14 protein-coding genes are annotated in these 17807 nt (G+C 65.3%); 3 read left to right on the top strand and 11 right to left on the bottom strand.

Going from position 1 to position 17807, the window contains the following annotated elements; genetic code table 11:
* Positions 1 to 17: 17 nt before the first annotated feature.
* The 3 genes from AC6BOR_RS01360 to AC6BOR_RS01370 form a co-directional block, all read right to left on the bottom strand.
* On the bottom strand, positions 18 to 1757 hold the full coding sequence (locus tag AC6BOR_RS01360; protein WP_498059448.1) for an SLC13 family permease: 1740 nt from the start codon (positions 1755 to 1757) through the stop codon (positions 18 to 20).
* Positions 1758 to 1850: 93 nt separating this feature from the next.
* Positions 1851 to 4502, bottom strand: a complete 2652-nt coding sequence (gene alaS, locus AC6BOR_RS01365) for an alanine--tRNA ligase (protein ID WP_498059449.1) — start codon at positions 4500 to 4502, stop codon at positions 1851 to 1853.
* Between the two features lie 46 nt (positions 4503 to 4548).
* Positions 4549 to 5385, bottom strand: coding sequence for a class I SAM-dependent methyltransferase (locus AC6BOR_RS01370; RefSeq protein WP_498059450.1), 837 nt, complete (start codon positions 5383 to 5385; stop codon positions 4549 to 4551).
* Positions 5386 to 5450: 65 nt separating this feature from the next.
* Between AC6BOR_RS01370 and AC6BOR_RS01375 the strand changes: the two genes are divergently transcribed.
* The gene (locus tag AC6BOR_RS01375; protein WP_498059451.1) at positions 5451 to 6344 is read left to right on the top strand and encodes a hypothetical protein; all 894 of its coding nucleotides are present in this window, start codon (positions 5451 to 5453) and stop codon (positions 6342 to 6344) included.
* A 59-nt stretch (positions 6345 to 6403) separates the two neighbouring features.
* Here the strand turns inward: AC6BOR_RS01375 and recA are convergent, their stop codons facing one another.
* The 5 genes from recA to dapA form a co-directional block, all read right to left on the bottom strand.
* Positions 6404 to 7471, bottom strand: coding sequence for a recombinase RecA (gene recA, locus AC6BOR_RS01380; RefSeq protein ID WP_498059452.1), 1068 nt, complete (start codon positions 7469 to 7471; stop codon positions 6404 to 6406).
* 95 nt (positions 7472 to 7566) lie between these two features.
* Positions 7567 to 9030: a response regulator gene (locus AC6BOR_RS01385; protein WP_498059453.1), complete on the bottom strand. Its 1464-nt coding sequence runs from the start codon at positions 9028 to 9030 to the stop codon at positions 7567 to 7569.
* Positions 9031 to 9142: 112 nt separating this feature from the next.
* Complete coding sequence (locus AC6BOR_RS01390; RefSeq protein WP_498059454.1) at positions 9143 to 9793, bottom strand: sulfite oxidase-like oxidoreductase; 651 nt, start codon at positions 9791 to 9793, stop codon at positions 9143 to 9145.
* Positions 9793 to 10275: an SsrA-binding protein SmpB gene (gene smpB, locus AC6BOR_RS01395; protein WP_086117407.1), complete on the bottom strand. Its 483-nt coding sequence runs from the start codon at positions 10273 to 10275 to the stop codon at positions 9793 to 9795. Before smpB ends, AC6BOR_RS01390 begins: the two co-directional genes overlap by 1 nt.
* Positions 10275 to 11159 (bottom strand): 4-hydroxy-tetrahydrodipicolinate synthase, encoded by an 885-nt coding sequence (dapA, locus tag AC6BOR_RS01400; RefSeq protein ID WP_498060684.1) that lies wholly within the window; start codon positions 11157 to 11159, stop codon positions 10275 to 10277. The genes smpB and dapA overlap by 1 nt, the downstream gene beginning before the upstream one ends.
* A 61-nt stretch (positions 11160 to 11220) precedes the next feature.
* Here dapA and AC6BOR_RS01405 point away from each other — a divergent pair, with 61 nt between their 5' ends.
* Positions 11221 to 13269, top strand: coding sequence for a lytic transglycosylase domain-containing protein (locus tag AC6BOR_RS01405; RefSeq protein ID WP_498059455.1), 2049 nt, complete (start codon positions 11221 to 11223; stop codon positions 13267 to 13269).
* Between the two features lie 145 nt (positions 13270 to 13414).
* Here AC6BOR_RS01405 and AC6BOR_RS01410 read toward each other — a convergent pair whose 3' ends face one another.
* The 3 genes from AC6BOR_RS01410 to aspS all read right to left on the bottom strand — a co-directional run bounded on the left by AC6BOR_RS01410 (position 13415) and on the right by aspS (position 16547).
* The gene (locus AC6BOR_RS01410; RefSeq protein ID WP_498059456.1) at positions 13415 to 14203 is read right to left on the bottom strand and encodes a polyphosphate kinase 2 family protein; all 789 of its coding nucleotides are present in this window, start codon (positions 14201 to 14203) and stop codon (positions 13415 to 13417) included.
* 79 nt (positions 14204 to 14282) lie between these two features.
* On the bottom strand, positions 14283 to 14699 hold the full coding sequence (locus AC6BOR_RS01415) for a hypothetical protein (RefSeq protein WP_498059457.1): 417 nt from the start codon (positions 14697 to 14699) through the stop codon (positions 14283 to 14285).
* A gap of 66 nt (positions 14700 to 14765) precedes the next feature.
* Positions 14766 to 16547, bottom strand: a complete 1782-nt coding sequence (gene aspS, locus AC6BOR_RS01420) for an aspartate--tRNA ligase (protein ID WP_498059458.1) — start codon at positions 16545 to 16547, stop codon at positions 14766 to 14768.
* A 90-nt stretch (positions 16548 to 16637) separates the two neighbouring features.
* Between aspS and rnd the strand changes: the two genes are divergently transcribed.
* On the top strand, positions 16638 to 17804 hold the full coding sequence (gene rnd, locus AC6BOR_RS01425) for a ribonuclease D (protein ID WP_498059459.1): 1167 nt from the start codon (positions 16638 to 16640) through the stop codon (positions 17802 to 17804).
* Positions 17805 to 17807 lie beyond the last annotated feature (3 nt).

Consider the following 17807-nt stretch of genomic DNA (forward strand, 5'->3'; position numbering starts at 1 on the left):
GCTCCTGGCTTCAGATCCTATCCCCACGCCCACAGGATCAGTGGCGTGCCCAAAATGAGCACCATCAGGCTGATCGGTGCGCCGATACGGGCATAATCGCCAAATTGATAGCCACCTGGCCCCCACACCAACGTGTTGGACTGGTGGCCAATGGGCGTGAGGAAATCGCAGGATGCGGCAACACCCACCGCCATCAGCATGGCATCGCTGCCGATCCCATTGGCCGCGCCAGCACTGACCGCCATCGGTGCCATCATCAGCACGGCAGCGGCGTTGTTTACAAAGGGCGTGACCGCCATGGTGAGGGCCAATACCATCGCCACCATCAGCCACGCCGGTTGGCCCTGGCCCAAGGCCGCCAACAGATCGGCAAGCCGGCCCGCCAGATCGCTTTTCCCGAATGCGGCTGCCACGGGCAGCATGGCCGCCAGCATCACGATCACCGGCCAATCAATGGCGCGATAGGCATCGGCAGACAGCCGGCCGGCCAGCGCCAGCAGCAGCACGCCCAGCAGCAGCGCCATGGCCAGCGCCATGGCACCCGTTGCCGCCGCAAGGATCGCCCCCAGCAGCACCAACACCGGCAGCAGATCCCGGGTGCCCAATCCCAGGCGCAAGGGCCGCGGTGCCAACGGCAACAGGCCCAGACGCTCTGCCACGCCGGGGCGCTGATCGTCGGCCAGTTGCAGCAGCAGCACGTCGCCGGCCTGGGGCTGTTGCGCGGCCAGGCCTTCGGCAATGGCCTTGCCGCGCCGGCTGATCGCCACCAGCGCGGCGCCCTGTTGCGCCAACACTTGCCCCGCTTGCGGATTGCCCAACAGCGGCGATGGATCGACCACGACAAATTCGGCCAGCGCGCCTTCCAGCAGATCATCCTCGGCATCGCTGGCGATTTCCAGGCCCCAGCGGGCCACCGCCCGTTCCACCGCCATGGCCCGGCCCTCCACCTGCACCACATCGCCGGGCAACAGCCTGCGCGTGGCGCGCGGCGCCGTGACCAGCATGCCGCCGCGATCGATCGCGTGGACCTGCAGCCCATCATCACCGGCTGCCAGCCGCTCGACGGTCAGATCGTCTGCCACGCCATCGGGCACCCGCAGCTCGAACAGATAATCGGCGACGCGGAACTGCAGTGGCTGGTCGTCACGCTGGGCCCGCACCGGCAGAAAGCGCACCAGCAAGATGGTCATGACCGTGCCGACCAGCGCGAGCGGCAGGCCAACACGGGCAAAATCGAATAGGGCAAAGCCGGTGCCGGTCAACTCGGCACGCAGGTCAGCCAACAGGATGTTGGGCGGGGTGCCAACCATCGTCACCAGCCCGCCCAACAAAGAGGCAAAGGCCATCGGCATCAGCACCCGGCTGGGCGAGACTTGGGCCGCCCGGCAGCTGCCCAGGGCTGCCGGCAGCAGCAATGCCAGCGCGCCAACATTGTTCATGACGCTGGATGCCGTTCCGCACAGCAGCGCATAGATGGCAGCGATTGTGGTTTCGCGGCCCAGCAAGGGTTGCAGCGGGCGCAGCAGCCGTTCCAGCACCCCCGAGCGCGATACCGCCGCACTGATCAGCATGATGCAGGCCACGGTGATCACGGCCGGATCGCTGAAGCCGGCAAATGCCTCCCGCGCTGGCACCAGGCCAAGGAGAACGCAGGCAGCAAGCGTCAGCAGCGCCACGAGATCGTGCCGGATGCGGTTTGAGGCGAAGCCGACCATGCCCGCCCCGAACACCAGCATGACAAGCAGGCCATCTGACATCTGATCAGCGTACGGCCGCAGCTAGCAGTTTCAAACGTGCACGGTCGGCCAACGCGACAAGGCGCCTGCCTGGGTGGGTGAGCCGTGGCGGGTTCAGGCCGGCAGCGCAGCCTTCACCGCAGCGATGGCCTGGGCCGCCTTGGCGCCATCGGGGCCGCCGGCCTGGGCCATGTCGGGCCGGCCGCCGCCGCCCTGGCCGCCGAGCGCGGCCGCCGCCACGCGCACCAGATCGACAGCGCTGACGCGGGCGGTCAGATCTTCGGTGACGCCGACGGAGACGCTGGCGCGGCCGTCGTTCACGGCGATCAGCACCGCGACACCGCTGCCCAGGCTCTGCTTGGTCTCATCGATCAGGCCGCGCAGCGATTTGGGATCAAGGCCTTCGAGCACGCGGCCCTGGAAGGCGATGCCGTTCACCGTTTCGACCGCCGCCGCGCCACCACCGGTGGCCGGGCCAGCGAGCGCGAGGGCCTTCTTCGCCTCCGCCAGTTCGCGTTCCAGGCGCTTGCGCTCATCGATCAGGGCGGCGACACGGGCCGGCACTTCCTCCGGGCGGGCCTTGATGGCGCCGGCGGTTTCCAGCAGCAGCGCCTCACGCTCGTTCAGCCATTCGCGCGCGGCGATGCCGGTCTTGCCTTCGATGCGGCGCACCCCTGAAGCCACCGCGCTTTCGCTGGTGATCTTCAAGAGGCCGATATCGCCGAGCGCGCCGACATGGGTGCCGCCGCACAGTTCGACGCTGTAGATGTCCCCTCCATCATCCGCGCCCATCGAGAGCACGCGCACTTCCTCGCCATATTTCTCGCCAAACAGCGCCATGGCGCCGGCTTCGATGGCGGCGTCCGGCGTCATCAGCTTGGTGGACACGGCGCGGTTGCCGAGGATCTGCGCGTTCACATCGGCTTCGACCTGCGCCAGTTCGGCCGGCGTCATCGCCTTCTGGTGGGAGAAATCGAAGCGCAGATAATCCTGGCCGACATAGCTGCCCTTCTGCGTCACATGCGTGCCAAGACGGCGGCGCAGCGCGGCGTGCAGCAGGTGGGTGGCGCTGTGGGCGCGGCGATGGGCGCCGCGCTGCGGCGCGTCAACATCCAGCTTCACCACATCGCCAACGGCCAACGGCCCGGCGGTGAGCGTCACATCATGCAGGTGCAGCTTGCCCAGCGCTTTCCGCGTGTCGGTCACGCGGCTGGTCAGCCCCTCGCCCCAGCTGATGCTGCCGCCGTCGCCGGCCTGGCCGCCGCTTTCGGCATAGAAAGGCGTCTGGTTGGTAATGACCACCAGCTTGTCGCCGGCATCGGCGCTGGCAACCGTCACGCCGTCCTTCACCAGGGCAACGACCTTGGCCTCCCCGGTCAGGCTGGTGTAGCCGGTGAATTCGGTGGCGCCTGTCGCGTCGGCAATGTCGAACCACACGGCCGCATCCTTGGCTTCGCCGGAACCGCTCCAGGCGGCGCGGGCGGCGCGCTTCTGTTCGGCCATGGCGGCATCAAAACCGGCGCGGTCCACGCCCAGCCCGCGGGCGCGCAGGGCATCCTCGGTCAGATCATAGGGGAAGCCATAGGTGTCATAGAGCTTGAAGGCGACATCGCCGCCCAGCGTGCCGCCGGCCGGCAGTTTGGCGGTTGCCTCGTCGAGCAGGCCGAGGCCGCGCTCCAGCGTCTGGCGGAAGCGGGTTTCCTCCAGCTTCAGCGTTTCCTCGATCAGGGCCTCGGCGCGGCCCAGTTCCGGGAAGGCCTGGCCCATGGTGGCCATCAGGGCCGGCACCAGTTGGTGCATCAACGGCTCTTTCGCGCCGAGCAGATGGGCATGGCGCATGGCGCGGCGCATGATGCGGCGCAGCACATAGCCGCGGCCTTCGTTGGCCGGCAGCACGCCATCGGCGACCAGGAAGCCAGAGGAGCGCAGATGATCGGCGATCACCCGGTGGGAGGCGCGGGCTTCGGCGGTGAGCGCCTTGCCCACCTTGTCCTCACTGGCGGCGATCAGCGTCTTGAACGTGTCCGTATCATAATTGTCGTGCACGCCCTGCAACACAGCGGCGATGCGCTCCAGGCCCATGCCGGTATCGATGCTGGGGCGCGGCAGGTTCAGGCGGGTGTCGCGATCAACCTGTTCATATTGCATGAAGACCAGGTTCCAGATCTCGACGAAACGGTCGCCATCCTGGTCCGGGCTGCCGGGCGGGCCGCCAAAGATATGATCGCCATGATCCCAGAAGATTTCGCTGCACGGCCCGCACGGGCCGGTGTCGCCCATCGACCAGAAATTGTCGTTGGTGTCGATGCGGATGATCTTGTCTTCGGGAAGGCCGGCGATCTTCTTCCACAGGCCGGCGGCCTCGTCATCGGTGTGATAGACGGTGACGCACAGGCGGTTCTTGTCCAGACCCCATTCGCGGGTGAGCAGATCCCAAGCCAGCGTGATCGCCTGTTCCTTGAAATAATCGCCGAACGAGAAATTGCCCAGCATTTCAAAGAAGGTGTGGTGGCGGGCGGTGTAGCCGACATTGTCCAGATCATTGTGCTTGCCACCGGCGCGCACGCATTTCTGGCTGCTGGCGGCCTGGCTGTAGGGTCGCGATTCCAGGCCGGTGAAGACATTCTTGAACGGCACCATGCCGGCGTTGGTGAACATCAGCGTGGGATCATTCTGCGGCACCAGCGGCGCCGACGGCACCACCGTGTGCCCGGCCTTGCCGAAATGATCGAGGAAGCTGCGGCGGATGTCGTTCGAGGAGATCATGCCTCAGCGCTTAACGCCGTGATGCGCCAGCGTAAAGGGCGGCGCGTCACGCACGTGCCGTCACCAGCCAGACAGCGCCAGGCAGCGCCACCCCGCCATCGTGCAGCCAGGGCTGCAGGGCGGCGGCCAGCAGCGGCTTGGCCGCATCGCCAATACCGGCCTCGCGCACCGCCTTTGCCGCCGGTCCGATGCGCAGGTTGAACTGCACGGCGCTGGCAATGGGATCATCACCGTCGCCCACCCGCATGGCAAAGGGCAGGCTGTGGCAGGCGACATCCTGCCAGCCGGCGCCTTCGAGGACGGTCGCCACCCGCGCGGCATCGGCAAAGGCGAACGGGCCGGGCGCGTGGGGATCGGCCGGTGGTTGCGCGGGCAGCAGGCCTGCAAGGGCGGTGAGCGGCAGGGTTGCCCACAGATTGCGGGCGGCGGGCTGCCAGCAGGCGAACACCAGCCGGCCGCCGGGCGCTGCCAGGCCGTGAAGATGGGCAAAGGCGGCCGCCGGATCGGCGAAGAACATCACGCCAAAGCGCGACATGATGAGATCAAAGCCTTCGTCCTCAGCCCAGGTGGAGGCATCGGCGGCGATGAAATCGGCCTCGCTGAGCAGTGCTTCGGCCCGTTCGCGGGCGCGGGCCAGCAGCGGCTCGGAAATATCGAGACCAATGGCGTGGCCGTTCTCTCCCACCGCAGCGTCCACCGCCAATGTGGTTTCGCCGGCGCCGCAGCCGATATCGAGCACGAATTCGCCAGGCTGGGGATTGGCGGCGGCCAGCAGCGCGCCGGTGACGGGGGTGAGCGCGGCGTCCATCCGTTCCTGCATCAGCACCCAGGTCTCGCCAACCTTGCCGTTCCAATATTCGATCTGCTCGGCGTTCGACATCATGTGGTCCTTCCGCTGTGCTGATTGCGGCGCTTCCCGGCCAAGGTCAATCATGGCAACGGGAAAGCATGATGATGAAGCGATTTCTGTCCCTCATGGCGCTCGCCATGGCGCTGCCGGCGCTGGCCAAACCGGCCGATGACGAAATCGCCGTGACGGCCGAACGGCTGAGCCGGGCGGCGCTGCGGGCCGAGGCGGAGCGTTTCGTGCGCAAGGCTGTGGCCGATACCCGCAACAACCAGAATGCCCGGTTCGTGAAGCCCTTGTGCGTCGAAAGCATCGGCGTCACGCCGGAGGTGGGCCACATCTTCACTGGCCGGGTGACCGAAGTTGCGCGCCATGTCGGGCTCGAGATTGCCAATCCGGGGTGCGAACCCAATCTGGTGCTGGTGTTCACCGGGGATGCCGCGCAGCTGATCAAGGCAATCGCCAAGCGCAACAGCCGCTTTCTGGACGGCCTGCCCGGCCCGGACCGGGCCTTGCTGAAAATGCCTGGCCTGCCGGTGCGCTGGTGGCATCACACTGCACCCGAGGCCAGCGATGGCCGGCCGTTCTCACCAGCCGGCTTTGGCATTGGCGGCGGTGTGCCGGGCGATGTGACCTACAATAATTATGCCCGCGGCAGTCGCATCGATGAACAGTCGCGGGTGGCAATTACCGGCGCGGTGGTGATGGTGGACATCAATCTGGTCGGCAAGGTCAGCCCGGCGGCGCTGTCGGATTATATCGCACTCGTTGGCCTGAGCCGCATGCGAATGGACCCGGCCAACCGGCCCACGCCCAGCATCCTGCAATTATTCGATCCCGGCGGTCAGGCGATTGCCGGCTTTTCGCCACAGGATGAGCTGTTCATCGAAAGCCTGTATCGTACCAAGGCGAATCTCACCGGGGCGGATCAACGGGCGGCCATGGCCAGCTATATCGCCAATGAGGCTGTGAAGGCCGCCGTGCCGCCGAAATGAAAAAGGGGCGGCCAGTGGTGGGCCGCCCCTTCTCTTGGGAACACCGCCAAAACGGCGGATCACATGTCGCCGGCATCATCATCGGCCGACGGGCCGACCATCAACGCATCGGAAATGCCGGCGGCATTGTCGCGGATCACCTTCTCGATGCGGGCGGCGGTCTCCGGATTCTCCCTGAGATATTTCTTGGCGTTTTCACGGCCCTGACCGATGCGCACGCTGTCGTGGCTGAACCAGGCGCCGGATTTCTCCACCACGCCGGCCTTGACGCCGAGATCGAGGATTTCGCCGATCTTGGAGACGCCTTCGCCATACATGATGTCGAACTCCACCTGCTTGAACGGCGGCGCCACCTTGTTCTTCACCACCTTAACCCGCGTGGTGTTGCCAACAATATCGTCACGATCCTTGATCTGGCCGGTGCGACGGATGTCGAGACGGACGGAGGCATAGAATTTCAGCGCGTTGCCGCCCGTGGTGGTTTCCGGGTTGCCATACATCACGCCGATCTTCATGCGCAGCTGGTTGATGAAGATGACCAGGCAGCGCGAGCGGCTGATCGAGCCGGTGAGCTTGCGCAGGCTCTGGCTCATCAACCGGGCCTGCAGGCCGACATGGCTGTCTCCCATCTCGCCTTCGATTTCGGCGCGCGGCACCAGCGCGGCGACCGAATCGATCACCAGCACATCGATGGCGTTGGACCGCACCAGCGTGTCGACGATTTCCAGCGCCTGTTCGCCGGTATCGGGCTGGGAGACAATCAGTTCGTCGATATTGACGCCGAGTTTCCGGGCATAAACCGGATCAAGCGCATGTTCGGCATCGACAAAGGCCGCAGTGCCGCCACCCTTCTGGGCTTCGGCAATGGCGTGCAGCGCCAGCGTCGTTTTGCCCGAGCTTTCGGGGCCATAGATTTCCACGATGCGGCCGCGCGGCAGACCGCCAATGCCCAGCGCCAAATCCAGGCTGAGCGACCCGGTGGAGATCGCCTCCACCTCCATCGCGTCACGCTGGCCCAGTTTCATCACCGAGCCCTTGCCGAACGCCCGATCAATCTGGGCCAGGGCCGCTTCGAGTGCCTTTTGCCGATCCATTCCCGATTCCACCACTTTAAGCGCCGATGCCATGACCCGTTCCTTCCCTGAAGCGATGGGTTGCGTTCGTCAACGGCTTTCGATGTACCGCAAATGTTCACGTGGAACAAGTGGGGAACGAAAATTTCCTACGCGCTGGCGGTGCGGGCGCGGGACAAGGCGGTAAGCAGGTCACTCATTGTGAACGGCTTGCTGAGGAAGCGCACGCCCAAGGCATCGGCTTCGCGGCGGCGGGGCAGTTCTGCATAGCCAGACATCAGCACCAGCCCCATGCCGGGCCGAAGCTGGGCGGCGTTTTCCACAAGTTCCACGCCGTCCATCCCCGGCATCATCACATCGGACAGCAGCACATCAAATTTGGCGCCGGCATGGAGATGTTCCAGTGCCGCCTCGCCGCTGTCCGCGGCAGTGACGCGGCAGCCCTTGCGCTCCAAACCGCGCGACAGGACGAGGCGCACCGAGGCCTCATCCTCCACCAGCAAGACCGATAGCGGCCCGCCCAGGCCATCCTGGGCAACAGCGGGCGCAATCGCCGGCGGCGATGCCAGCGCAGGATCGGGCACATGGCCAGGCAAATAGACGATGAAGCTGGTGCCGCGCCCGTTGCGGCCGGGCTGGGCAAAGATGAAGCCTTCGGATTGCTTGACGATGCCATAGACGGTTGACAGACCCAGACCGGTGCCCTGCCCCATCGGCTTGGTGGTGAAAAACGGCTCGAAGATCTTGCCGATGATGTCAGGCGGGATCCCGGTGCCGGTATCAGTCAATTCAATGCCGACATAATCGATTGACGGCATGATCCCATGGCCCAACGCCGGCACATCGGCGGCAACAACATCGTGAAATCGGATGCTGATCCGGCCATGCCCGTTCATTGCATCACGGGCGTTGATGGCGAGGTTGACGATCACCTGTTCCAGCTGACCTGGATCGGCCTTGACCCAGAAACGCTCCTGCCCGGCATGGAGATCCAGTTCCACCGCCGGGCCGACCAGTTTCTGCAGCAGCGGGGTGAGTTCGTTGACCAGGTCGCGCGCGCACAGCAGGTGCCGGCGCTGGGGCTGCTGGCGGGCAAAGGCCAGCAACTGCGCCACCAGCTTGGCACCGCGGTGGGCGTTGCGCCGCACCTCCTCCAAACCGGCGCGATCGACCGGCTGGCCGGGATCGGCATCCAGCATCTGTTCAACCATGCTAAGAATGCCGGTGAGCAGATTGTTGAAATCATGCGCGATGCCACCAGCCAGCTGGCCCACGGCCTGCATGCGTGTGGCGGTGGCGACCTGCCGTTCCAGGCGAAGCTGCTCGCGAATGTCGCGCATCGCCAGCATGGCGGCAGCGCCAAGGCCAGGCGGGAACGGGATCACCCGCACATCCTGAACATCATCGGGCTGGCTTTTCAGCGCCACGCGCAGGGTGCGCCCTTCCCCACCGTTCAGCACGCCGGCAATGGCCGCGCGCATGCGCATCTGGCTGTCGGGCACCAGCAGCTCTTCCGGATGCATGCCCGGACGCCAGGCGCTGCCGGCGGTGGCGGCCAGTGCATCATTGCCGGCAAATATGCGGCCCGACGAATCGAGCAGCGCCAGCGCCATCGGGATGCCATCGAGCAGGGGCGCAAAGCCGGGGCTGCTCGCCCCTTGTGCATACGGGGCAGGCCAAGAGGCGGCAACCGGATCGAATTTGGCCCAATCAGAGGCGGGATCGTCAGGAATAGCGCTGCTCCGTCCAGGGATCGCCATCATTGTGATAGCCGCGCACCTCCCAGAAACCCGGCTTGTCGACTGCCAGCACCTCGATGCGGACGAGCCATTTGGCTGATTTCCAGAAATACCAGCGCGGGATGATCGCCCTGACCGGGCCACCGTGATCGCGGCTCAAGGGCAGGCCATCATGGGCGTGGGCGATCAGGCAATCATCGCCCGCGAACCGTTCCAGCGTGACATTGGTCGTATAGCCATCGGCGCCGTGCAGCACGACGACATTGGCGCCTGGCAGCGGCTGCGCCACGCTGAGCAGATGGCTGGTCGCCACGCCGTTCCAGCGATTGTCGAACCGCGACCATTGGGTGACGCAATGGATGTCGGACACGTCCTCCACCTGCGGCTGCGCCTGATAGGCGGCCCAGTCCCACACCAGCGGGTTGGCGACGGCTCCATCCACGGTCAGCCGCCATTCGGCCTTGCTGATATCGGGCTTGATGCCGAGATCGAGCACCGGCCAGTTGGTGACCATGCGCTGGCCGGGCGGCAGGCGGTTTTCATGGGCAGGATCGGCCTTGCCGGTGAGCAGGCGGCCGCTTTGCGCCCAGGCCTGCTTGATGGCAACGAGCCTTTCCTTAAAGCCATTCCCGGCCATCAGCCGCGATCCCGCATCAGGCGCTGCTTGTCGCGCTGCCAGTCGCGTTCCTTCACCGTTTCGCGCTTGTCGTGCAGCTTCTTGCCCTTGCCCAGCGCCAGTTCCACCTTGGCGCGGCCGCGATCGTTGAAATAGATATTCAAGGGGATCAGCGTCATGCCCTGGCGGGTGACGGCGCTGTTCATCTTCTCGATCTCGCGGGCGTGCAGCAGCAGCTTGCGCGGCCGCTTGGGCTCGTGATTGAAGCGATTGCCGTGGGAAAATTCGTTGATGGTGGCGTTGATCAGCCACATCGCGCCATCCTTCACCTCGGCAAAGCTTTCGGCGATGCTGGCCTGGCCGATGCGCAGGGATTTGACCTCGGTGCCGGTGAGCATGATGCCGGCTTCTACGACATCTTCGATAAAATATTCAAAACGCGCGCGGCGGTTTTCGGCGACAGTCTTCACCTTCACCCCAACCGCAGGCTTGGGACGCGCCATCAGACGAGACCGGCATGGGCCAGCGCCGCATCGACCGCCGCTTTTGCGGCATCGGACGGTGCGGTGATCGGCAGGCGGACATGGGTGGCCATGCGTCCCAGCCGGCTGAGCGCATATTTGGTCGGCCCCGGTGAGGTGTCGCTGAACAGGGCAGCGTGCAGCGGCTGCAGCCGGTCGTTGATGGCGAGTGCAGCGGCATAATCGCCCTTCAGCGTCGCTTCCTGCATCTGCGCACACAGGCGCGGCGCGACATTGGCGGTGACGCTGATCGCCCCCACCCCGCCCTGGGCGTTGAAGCCCAGCGCCATGTCGTCATTGCCGGAAAGCTGGATGAATTCGGCGCCACAGGCCAGCCGCTGCTGCGCCACGCGGGCGATGTTGCCGGTGGCATCCTTGACACCGATGATGCGCGGCAGCTTCGCCAACTGGGCCATGGTTTCCACGCTCATGTCAGCCACCGATCGGCCGGGGATGTTGTAGATGATGATCGGCAATGTGGTCGCATGGTGCAGCGCGGTGAAATGCGCGATCAGGCCGGCCTGGGACGGTTTGTTGTAATAAGGCACGACGATCAACGCAGCATCGGCCCCCACTTTCTGCGCATGCGCCAGGTGGGCGATGGCGGTGCGGGTGTCGTTGCTGCCGCAGCCGGCGATCACCGGCACGCGCCTGGCCGTCACCTCCACGCAGGTGGTGATCACGGCATAATGTTCCTCGTGGGTGAGCGTCGGCGATTCGCCCGTGGTGCCCACCGGCACCAGGCCATGGCTGCCTTCGCCGATCTGCCATTCGACATGGGCGGCAAACGCATCGAGATCCACGGCCAGGTTCGGGCCATCGGCCTTGAACGGCGTGACCAGCGCCGGCATCGATCCCCTGAACATCGATCCACTGAACATCATGTCGTTCATTGCCCGTTCCTTTGCGCCAGCCTATCACAGGCGCATGAGTTTCGCGCGTGATAGAAGCGGCTGGGCGATGCTGTCCAGCCTGTCGGTGGCCGCAGGGTTGATGCTGGCCGTGCCAGCCGGCGCCCAGGCACTGGATGCCGCCACCATCGCCCGTTACCGCGCGCAGCTGGCCGACAATGAGTCGGGGCGGTTTTCCTTGCTGCCGGCCGCGCCGTTGATGGGTGGGCAAAACGTGCCGGTGCTGGACGAGGTGGTGACGTGGGACCGGCTGCGGCGGGAGGCCTACAAGGCCAGTTTTGCCGATTATGCCGCCTTTCTGGCCGATCATGCCGATTGGCCGGCGGCCAGCACCATCCGCCGCCTCGCCGAACGCAGCATCGGCGATGACACGCCCGGCGATGCCATCATCCGCCATTTCGGCCGTTTGCCGCCGCTGACCGCCGAGGGCAAGGCGCGCCATGCCCTGGCATTGGCCGGTGCCGGCCAGGCCGCCGCCGCCAGCTGGGCCCGCGATGCGTGGGACAGCGCCGGGCTTGACGAGGCGCTGGAGGCCCGGCTGCTCGCCCGCTTTGGCGATCGCTTCACCCCGGCCGATCATGCAGCGCGCATGGACCGGCTGTTATGGGCCAGCCGCATCACGCCGGCAGGGCGCATGCTGGCGCGGGTGGACACCGACACGCGACTGTGGGCGCTGGCCCGCATCGCCCTGCAGAAGAACGCGCCCGATGTGGCAGCGCGGCTGGGCGTCGTGCCGGATCGGCTGCGCCGCGAAATGGGCCTGATGCTGGACGAAGCGCAATGGCTGATCCGCAACAACCGCGCCGATGAAGGCCAGGCCCTGCTGGCCGGCGGCGGTGCCACGGCGCGGGTGCCGGGGCAGCCGGGCGTGGGGCTGGAAAGCTGGCTGAAGGCGCGGCTGGAGATTGGCCGCGGCCTGTGGCGCGCCGGCAAGCCCGATCTGGCGCGGCGGGTGCTGGCCAGCCACGGGCTTGATGCCAATGCCATGCAGCGCCAGCCGGTGGCGGAGCGTGGCCTGTTTCTGGACAGTGAGTGGCTCGCTGGCTGGCTGGCCTTGCGCCAGCTGGAGCAGCCGAGCATGGCGCTAGTGCATTTCCGCAACGCCCGCGCCGTCGCCCAGGCGCCGATCAGCCAGGCGCGCGGCGATTATTGGGCCGGGCGCGCGGCCGTGGCGGCTGGCCAGCCGGCACTGGCGCGGCAATATTTTGCCGAGGCCGCCCGCCATCCGGATTATTTCTATGGCCAGCTGGCCAGCGAACGGCTGGGCCAGCCGCTGGCGCTGAGCGCCACGCCCCTGCCCGCCGCCGATCCGCGCACGGCCGGCAATTTCCGCGCCGAAGGCCGGGTGCGGGCGCTGTTCGCGTTGGCCGATGTGGACCGGGCGCGGCAGACGATCTTCCTGAAGCAACTGGCCGACACGGCGCAGACAGCGGAACGGGCGCAGCTGGTGGCGGGCCTGGCTGGGCCGCTGAACAGGCCGGACGCCGGGGTGCATGCCGGCAAGGCGGCGCGCGGCACCGCCGAGCTGGCGATGATCAGCGCCGCCTTCCCGGTGCTGCCGCTGCCCGACGATCTGGTTCCGCGCTTTGCCATCATCCACGCCATCAGCCGGCAGGAAAGCCAGTTTGACCGCACCGCCCGTTCCAGCGCCAATGCGCTGGGCCTGATGCAGCTGGTGCCGGCCACCGCCGCCGAACAGGCGCAGAAGATGGGCCTGCCCGCCAGCCCGGCCAGCCGGTTGACCTATGATCCGGTGTGGAATGTCACGCTGGGCGGCGCCTATGTCGAACGGCTGCGCGCGGCCTTTGGCGGTTCGGCGCCGCTGGCGGTTGCGGCCTACAACGCCGGGCCGGGCAATGTGCGCAAGTTCCTGGCCATGAACGGCGACCCGAAGGATGGGGACATCATTGACTGGATCGAGAGCATCCCCTTTGCCGAAACGCGCAATTATGTGCAGCGCGTGCTGGAAAATGCCGTGGTGTATGAAACGCTCTATCCGGCGCGGGCCGTGACCAAAGGGCCGAACCGGCTGAGTGAGTGGCTGGGCAAGAGCACGCCGGGTTAAGGAACGCCCTGAAAGATATGGTCATGCTGAACTTATTTCAGCATCCATGGCGCAAATGCCCCGCCGGGCGCACCTTGCATTGTCGTCCGCCAATGGATGCTGAAACAAGTTCAGCATGACGAAATCTGGTTGGAAGAGGGCCAACTCAAACGAGTTTTTTGCCCAGCGCCTTTTCGGCCAGCTTCACCAGATCCGGATCAGGCGCCGGCCAGCTCAGGTCCACACCCTCGCCCAGTGCCTCGCAGATCAGTTCCAGGCTGCGCACCCGCGCCCATTTCTTGTCGTTGGCGGCCACGACATGCCACGGCGCGGAAGGCGGGGAGCAGCGGCGGAACATCTCCTCATAAGCCTTCACATAGGCGCTGCGCATCGAGCGGTTGTGATAATCATCAGCGCCGGTTTTCCAGCGTTTCCAAGGGGTTTTCAGCCGTTCTTCCAGTCGTTTGTCCTGTTCATCCTGCGTGATGTGCAGGAATATCTTCACCAGTCGCACGCCATCGGCCTGCAATTGCGCCTCGAACGCGTTGATCTCGTCATAGGCGGCGCGCCAGCGCGGCTCGGGCGTGAAGCCATCCACCCGCTCCACCAGCACCCGGCCATACCAGGTGCGATCGAACACGGCGATTTCGCGATTGCCGGGCAGGCGCCGCCAGAAGCGCCAGAGATAATGGCGGGCCGCCTCCTCTCGGCTTGGCGCCGAGATCGGCCAGACCTTGCAATAACGCGGATCGAGTGTGGCGTTCATGCGGGTGACGAGGCCACCCTTCCCCGCCGCATCCCAGCCTTCGATGGCGACAATGCCCTTCAGCCCCTGTGCGATATAGGCGGCCTGGATCAGTTCCAGCCGATGCTGAAGCGCCTCGAGCCGGCTTTCATATTGGTCGCGCGGCAGATCATGATCGGTTTCGAAATCGGCAAGGCTGTGCGGGCTCATGGGTGGGAGGCTGGCAGCGCACCGCAGTTCTGACAAGCCCGTCTCAAATCCGCATGACAAAGACCCTGGCATCAGTAGCCTATTCAGGGCCAAGACGCTGCCTTCGCTTTGTCGAGAGCCTGACAACCAAGGCAAAAGCGCAACCGGTAAAACCTCCAAGCGCCCCGGCCAGAGCGTGAAGCTTCATGTTCTGCACCAATGTCTTGTCCGACAGCGGAGTGACAGAAAGATTAAGCGGGATTATGAATACCGAACAAAGTGCAATCCCAACAATGAAGCCCGCCAGAAGATAATATGCCATGCTTGTGACGTTGAGCCGCTGCAATACCCAGTGGATTGGCAATCCAACCACCAGACAGGCTGGCCAAGCAATCAACAAACTGGCCCCGAACGCCCACAACCCCACCCCTGTCTGGCCGACGAACGCAAAGCCGAACAAGAGCAGGGATGCGGTAAAAATTGGCGCAGCTAGGGCAGGAAAAAGGGTGCGTAACACGTCGAGTCGAACAATGCGCCTCGTCAATAGTTGTTGCAACACCTCCCTGTTGGGCGGCTTGGAGAATTAATCCACCACCCTGATATGCAGTTCCCGTAGCTGCTTCATCGTCACCGGGGCGGGTGCGTTCATCATCAGGTCTTCGGCCTTCTGGGTCATCGGGAAGACGATGACCTCGCGGATGTTCGGCTCATCCGCGATCAGCATGACCATGCGGTCCACGCCCGGTGCCGAGCCGCCGTGCGGCGGGGCGCCAAATTTGAAGGCATTGATCATCCCAGAGAAGTTCGCGTCCACCTGTTCGCGCGTGTAGCCGGCGATTTCGAACGCCTTGTACATGATGTCGGGCCGGTGGTTGCGGATCGCGCCCGAGGAGAGTTCGACGCCGTTGCAGACAATGTCGTACTGATAGGCCTTGATGGTCAGCGGGTCCTGGGTTTCCAGCGCCTCCAGCTCGCCCTGCGGCATGCTGAACGGGTTGTGGCTGAAATCGATCTTCTTGGCGTCCTCGTCATATTCGAACATCGGGAAATCGACGATCCAGCAGAACTTGTAAGCATTCTGCTCGATCAGGCCGAGTTCGGTGCCGACGCGGGTCCGGGCCAGGCCGGCCAGCTTGGCGGCGTCCTTCTCCTTGCCGGCGGCAAAGAAGCAGCCGTCATCCGGGCCAAGGCCCAGCGCGTCATAGAGCGCGATCATGCCGGCCTCGCCATGGTTCTTGGCGATGGGGCCGCCAAATTCGCCGCCCTTGCGGGTGACATAGCCGAGGCCGGCATAGCCTTCGGCCTTGGCCCAATCATTCATATCGTCAAAGAATTTGCGGCTCTTGTCGGCCGTGCCCGGCGCCGGGATGGCGCGCACGACATTGCCGGCCTCCACCATGCGGGCAAAGATGCCAAAGCCCGAGCCAACGAAGTGGCTCGACACGTCGGTGATGACCAACGGGTTCCGGAGATCCGGCTTGTCGTTGCCATATTTCAGCATCGATTCGGCATAGGGAATGCGCGGAAAGGCGCCCTTGGTCACCGACCAGGGCTGGCGGCCGCCAAAGCCGGCAAATTCCTCGAACACGCCGGCCAGCACCGGTTCGATGGCGGCGAACACATCGTCCTGGGTGACAAAGCTCATTTCGAAATCGAGCTGGTAGAATTCACCTGGGCTACGGTCAGCGCGGGCATCCTCGTCGCGGAAGCAGGGGGCGATCTGGAAATAACGGTCAAAGCCGGCGACCATCAGCAGCTGCTTGAACATCTGCGGTGCCTGCGGCAGCGCATAGAATTTGCCGGGATGCACACGGCTGGGCACCAGATAATCGCGCGCGCCTTCCGGGCTGGAGGCGGTGAGGATCGGCGTCTGGAATTCGGTGAAGCCCTGATCGATCATGCGGCGGCGCAGGGAGGCAATCACCTGGCTGCGCAGCAGGATATTCTGGTGCAGCCGGTCGCGGCGCAGATCGAGGAAGCGATATTTCAGGCGGATATCCTCAGGATATTCGGCCTCGCCCGCCACCGGCATCGGCAGTTCATCGGCGGCCGATTGCACGACGATCTCGTGTGCGCGCACCTCGATCTCGCCAGTCGGCAGCTTGGGGTTGATGGCGCCGCCTTCGCGCAGCACCACTTCGCCCACGATCGTCACCACGGATTCGGCGCGCACGCGATCCAGCACCGGAAAGGCCGCAGACGACGGGCCGGCAACGATCTGGGTGATGCCGAAATGATCGCGCAGATCGACAAACAGCACGCCGCCATGGTCGCGCTTGCGGTGGACCCAGCCGGACAATTTCACGGTCTGGCCGGCATCGGCGCTGCGCAGCGCGGCGCAGTTGTGGGTGCGATAGGCGTGCATTTTGGTCGTTCCAGAGCTTTTGTTCAAAGCCGGGGCTGACACACGTCATTCAGCACTTTGTCAAGCGGCGAGATTGGCGTAACGGGGGCCATGCAGATTCATCCGCTGGTGACCGACACCGCGACGCTCGAAGCCCTGTGCGCCCGATGGGCCACCGCCGATTTCATCGCGGTGGACACCGAATTCATGCGCGAGAGCACCTATTATCCCGATCTGTGCCTGGTGCAGGTCGCCTGCCCCGACGAAGCCGCGGCGATCGATCCCAAGAGCCCCGATCTTGATCTCGCCCCCCTCCTCCGCCTGCTGGTGGAAGAGCCGGTGCTGAAGGTGTTCCACGCCGGCGGCCAGGATCTGGAAATCATCTACAACTTGACCGGCAAGACGCCGCAGCCGCTATTCGACACGCAGATTGCCGCCATGGCGCTGGGGCTGGGCGAGCAGATCGGCTACACCAACCTCGTCGCCGCCTATGCCAATGTGCATATCGACAAGGGCGCCCGCTTCACCGATTGGGCGCGCCGGCCGCTGAATGACCGCCAGCTCGAATATGCCATCGGCGATGTCACCCACTTGGCCCGCATTTTCCCCAAGATGGTCGACAAGCTGCGGCGCACCGGCCGTGGCGAATGGCTCGACGAGGAAATGGCCCGCGCCGGCGATCCGGCCACCTATGCCAATGATCCGGAAAAGGCCTGGGAACGGCTGCGGCTGCCGAGCCGCAAGGCCGATGTGCTGGGCCGGCTGAAGGCGCTGGCGCGCTGGCGCGAGCTGGAAGCGCAGGACAAGGATGTGCCGCGCGGCCGCATCGTGAAGGACGAAACGCTGGCCGATCTCGCCTCCTCGCCGCCCCGGTCCCAGACGGATCTGGCCAAGGTGCGCGGCCTGTCGGCGGCCTGGGCCGGCAATGCCATCGGCGCGCGCCTGATGGCCGCCATTGATGCGGCCGAGCCGCTGAGCCCCGAGGACATGCCGGCGCGCGAGCCGCAGCGGCCGGGGTTGAGCTCCGAAGGCGCACTGATTGCCGATCTGTTGAAGCTGCTGCTGAAGATCCGCGCCAAGGAGGCCGGGGTTGCGCCGCGCCTTATCGTGCGCGCCGATGATCTGGAGGCCCTGGCCGCCGGCCAGCGTGACGGGCTGGACATGCTGCAGGGCTGGCGCCGGGAGATTTTCGGCGCCGATGCGCTGGCGCTGGTCGAAGGCCGGCTGGGCTTCGCCGTCACCGGCGGCAAGCTGAAGATGAGCCGGATCAGCGACTGACGC

The sequence above is a fragment of the Sandarakinorhabdus sp. FBCC-B8862 genome (genome assembly GCF_059745315.1).

What these genes read in the sequence shown, in the direction of transcription:
- AC6BOR_RS01385 (WP_498059453.1), bottom strand. Translation starts at nt 9,030, where the DNA reads ATGGCGCTGGCGCTGCTCGATTCGTCGGGCCGCATATTTGCCGGCAAT.
- dapA (WP_498060684.1), bottom strand. Translation starts at nt 11,159, where the DNA reads ATGTTCAGGGGATCGATGCCGGCGCTGGTCACGCCGTTCAAGGCCGAT.
- rnd (WP_498059459.1), top strand. Translation starts at nt 16,638, where the DNA reads ATGCAGATTCATCCGCTGGTGACCGACACCGCGACGCTCGAAGCCCTG.
- AC6BOR_RS01360 (WP_498059448.1), bottom strand. Translation starts at nt 1,757, where the DNA reads ATGTCAGATGGCCTGCTTGTCATGCTGGTGTTCGGGGCGGGCATGGTC.
- AC6BOR_RS01390 (WP_498059454.1), bottom strand. Translation starts at nt 9,793, where the DNA reads ATGGCCGGGAATGGCTTTAAGGAAAGGCTCGTTGCCATCAAGCAGGCC.
- recA (WP_498059452.1), bottom strand. Translation starts at nt 7,471, where the DNA reads ATGGCATCGGCGCTTAAAGTGGTGGAATCGGGAATGGATCGGCAAAAG.
- AC6BOR_RS01405 (WP_498059455.1), top strand. Translation starts at nt 11,221, where the DNA reads ATGAGTTTCGCGCGTGATAGAAGCGGCTGGGCGATGCTGTCCAGCCTG.
- AC6BOR_RS01370 (WP_498059450.1), bottom strand. Translation starts at nt 5,385, where the DNA reads ATGATGTCGAACGCCGAGCAGATCGAATATTGGAACGGCAAGGTTGGC.
- AC6BOR_RS01375 (WP_498059451.1), top strand. Translation starts at nt 5,451, where the DNA reads ATGATGATGAAGCGATTTCTGTCCCTCATGGCGCTCGCCATGGCGCTG.
- aspS (WP_498059458.1), bottom strand. Translation starts at nt 16,547, where the DNA reads ATGCACGCCTATCGCACCCACAACTGCGCCGCGCTGCGCAGCGCCGAT.
- alaS (WP_498059449.1), bottom strand. Translation starts at nt 4,502, where the DNA reads ATGATCTCCTCGAACGACATCCGCCGCAGCTTCCTCGATCATTTCGGC.
- smpB (WP_086117407.1), bottom strand. Translation starts at nt 10,275, where the DNA reads ATGGCGCGTCCCAAGCCTGCGGTTGGGGTGAAGGTGAAGACTGTCGCC.
- AC6BOR_RS01410 (WP_498059456.1), bottom strand. Translation starts at nt 14,203, where the DNA reads ATGAGCCCGCACAGCCTTGCCGATTTCGAAACCGATCATGATCTGCCG.